Raw genomic sequence first — 3,204 nt, forward strand, 5'->3', positions numbered from 1 at the left:
TAATTCAGGATAAAGAAGCTGATATTGCCGTCCGGAATACTCTCCAGGTGCTCCATCGCCAGCCCGTTGAAGGTCTTGGGGCCGTCGGTGGGCAGTTCCCAGTGCAGGGTGCGGTTGATGTCGCGGATCGAGGTGCCGCCCTCGATCAGGTACCAGCCGTTGCCCTGGGCAACGGTCTCCTCTTCATCGCCGGGCAGCGGGTTGGTTGCAATACAAATATTCGGCATCCATTGTTCAAATCACCATCAGTGTAATTGGGTGTAATAAGATTGCTGTTGGTCATGTTCGATTTGTATGGTAGAAAATCACGCAAATCAAAATATCAACAAAATGTACAACTTAAACAAGTTTCGTTCGACTTGGTGAAATTTTGACCTAAAAATAATTAAAGTATAGGGGGGATTGGGGATGTCAGTGCGAGGGAAGCTGTTACAAGTTGTTGTACCATTGTTGCTTCTCGCCAATCTAGGCTGTTCCCCAGAGGAGGCAAATTACTCAAGGCCTTTTGTTACAGAATATGGCCTTGGGCCGGATAAATGGGCTACCGCTTGGCTGTTGAGCCGCAAGATTGATCCCGAAGCCAAATTACTGATAGTCCAGCCCGGCCAAGCTCTCCCAGAGGGGCGTCCTTTTGATCTTCCTGATATGCCGATCAGCCGCCGGGGCAATCGAGCAAGCTTTGAAGCCGCCTTGGAGCAATACCACCTCAATGACCCCACTGTGAAGAAGCTTGCGGCTATCATTCACGATATAGAGGTAAATTTCTGGGGTGCCAATAGAACCACCGAAGCGGCGGTGGTCGAGCGAGGCTACCGGGAACTGCAGTTGCGGCATCAGCGTGATAATGTCACGCCGGAATGCTACCTGGCTTTCTTCGACAGTGTTTACCAATCCCTCCGGGATAAACAACAGACTCAGTCCTCTATTGAATTCGAAGATTTCGAGCTCGATTGTACGGCTGCAAGGTCTTCATCTTCGGTGGCCTCCGCCCTGATACCCGAGGTTTCCATCTCCCACCTGCTCTCGGAAATGCACCGCGGAAAGCGCGTTGAATTTGTCGATGTCCGCGAACCAAACGAGTTCGACGAAAGCCATATCCCTGGTGCTCACAACATCACTTTGCGAGACATCGAGCCAGAGGTGGTCCAGCGGCTGAACGGTGCAGACTACGTCGTGAGCTACTGTGTCAAAGACTTCCGCGGTTTCGAAATGGCAAAAGCTCTCAAGAAGGCCGGTGTTAAGCACTCAGTCATCCTCAACCCCTACGGCATCAAAGGCTGGGTATCTGAAGGCCTGCCAACCAGCGGCACCAGAGCACTGGGTAGTAGGGAAGCCCAGGCTGAACTATCCACGCATATTGCCGCAGCGGGCGAACAAGCCGAATCCTAGAGTTGGTCCAGGCGCGGCCCCGGAGCCACTGTAGGAGCGGAACGGCCCATGGCCGCGAAAAAAACCACAACCAAACCAGGAAGTTGCAATGACACCAACTCCCCGATGGCAGCAAACAATAACCACGACTGCACTTTGCAGCCTGGCTTTCGCTGCCCCCTTGGCCATCTGGTATCTTGCCACCGGTAACCCGATCCAGTACTTCACGCAAGAAGTACCGCCGGGCCAGCTCCCCTACATATTCTCCAAGCTCGCCGGTCTGCTGGCTTTTTCCTGTTTCTGGCTACAATGCCTGCTTGCGCTGGCCAGGCGTGCACCCGTACTGCAAAACAACATCCCCCCTCTCAGCACGAGGGCCCATATTCGCCTGGGACTGACCACCGTCGGACTTATCACTGCCCATCTGGGGCTGTTCTTTGCCGCAGTCACCCTGCGTACCGGAAAACCGGCCTGGGGCTTGCTATTACCCCACTTCAATGGCGGCTTCTACCAACTCCATGTGGGCCTCGGCCTGATCGGGCTGTGGCTGCTACTTCTGGCTGTTTTTGCCGGCTGGCAGGTCCACAGGGGAAAACAGGCATGGAAAAAGGTACATATGGCCTGGTTTGCCGTATTTGCACTGGTATTTTGGCACGCCTTTACTATTGGTAGTGAATCCCGCTACGGCATTATGCGCTATGTGTTTTTGTTGATGTCCACTAGCCTGGCAGCGGTGGTTCTATCCCGGCTAGGTTTTGCCTGGCAGAGAAAAAAGGAGGCCGTGCTAGCTTCCCAATCATAAACTGAACAGGTGCAGTAGGGGCTACAGGGACAAATATTCGTCCAGATCACTGAGGAGATGGCATGTCCAGCCAATATATAAAGGATATAAAAGATCTGATGACCGTTGGGACAATCGGCGAGAACAAGAAATGGCTATCGCCCCTTTGGATTTTCCTGGCCACATGGCTAATCTCTGTGTTGTCAATACCTCAGGCAATAGCGGCTGAAGAGATCGTTCTATACCCTGTACCCGAGAAACACTACCAATCCAGTATCTATGTGACAGGCCTTACCACTCAGACCGGCGAGGTACTACAGGCAAAGGTAAATGACAGTGTTGTGGCCGAAACCATCAGTAATGCGAGTGGCGATTTTGCTGTTCGTATCCCGTTACAATCGGGCGACAACCAACTGCGAGTGACCAGCGATTCAGCACAGTCCGACATCTATGAGACTCGCTATGTACCAACTGGATCCGGCTCTGAAATCTGGAAGGTGAACGCTTCTGGTGCAGAGCCTGAATCTCCGCTACTGGATCCACTACCGGATACTACTTCCGGAAACCCAATTACCGTTACCGGCACAGCGCCTCCCGGAACCAGTGTCAGTTTTTTTGTCAATGGACGTTATACACGCACAATCGAGATCGACGCCAGCGGCGTATTTTCCACCTGGGCACCATTGGAGGATGGTAACAACAGCATTTACACAATTGCGGAAAATGAAGATGGGCAAAGCCCGGTTTCGAATACGATCAATACTGAATATAGCAATAGTACACAGAGAGATTGGAGTGGTGAACTCACCGAAACTATGGTTTGGACAGTAGGTGACGGAACACCATACAGTCTGAGTGGTAATTTTACTATTCCAGCTGGCACTACTTTATGGCTCCAACCTGGAGTGCAGTTGGATATATCCGGTAACTATAAACTGCATACTCAAGGCAACTTAGTAGTAGCTGGCAATGAAGCATTGCCAGCTATTTTCAAGCCAACTACATCCGCTTGTAATGGAATAGATGATCAGCGCCAGGATTGGCCGGGCATCGAA

4 protein-coding genes are annotated in these 3,204 nt (G+C 51.8%); 3 read left to right on the forward strand and 1 reads right to left on the reverse strand.

Annotation, left to right across the window (positions count from 1 at the left end):
* The coding region (locus tag MWN76_RS20720) for a transporter associated domain-containing protein (RefSeq protein WP_345780087.1) at window positions 1-227 on the reverse strand (227 nt) is incomplete at its 3' end.
* A gap of 187 nt (window positions 228-414) precedes the next feature.
* Between MWN76_RS20720 and MWN76_RS20725 the strand changes: the two genes are divergently transcribed.
* From MWN76_RS20725 to MWN76_RS20735, 3 genes are all read left to right on the forward strand, one after another.
* Window positions 415-1,389 (forward strand): chromate resistance protein ChrB domain-containing protein, encoded by a 975-nt coding sequence (locus tag MWN76_RS20725; RefSeq protein ID WP_250465072.1) that lies wholly within the window; start codon window positions 415-417, stop codon window positions 1,387-1,389.
* A gap of 88 nt (window positions 1,390-1,477) precedes the next feature.
* Entirely contained in the window at window positions 1,478-2,170 is a 693-nt protein-coding gene (locus MWN76_RS20730) for a hypothetical protein (protein ID WP_250465074.1), read from the forward strand.
* 62 nt (window positions 2,171-2,232) lie between these two features.
* Window positions 2,233-3,204 (forward strand): hypothetical protein (locus MWN76_RS20735; protein WP_250465076.1); only part of this gene is annotated, 972 nt, incomplete at its 3' end.

This window comes from Microbulbifer litoralis (assembly GCF_023634065.1).
Lineage (GTDB): Bacteria > Pseudomonadota > Gammaproteobacteria > Pseudomonadales > Cellvibrionaceae > Microbulbifer > Microbulbifer litoralis.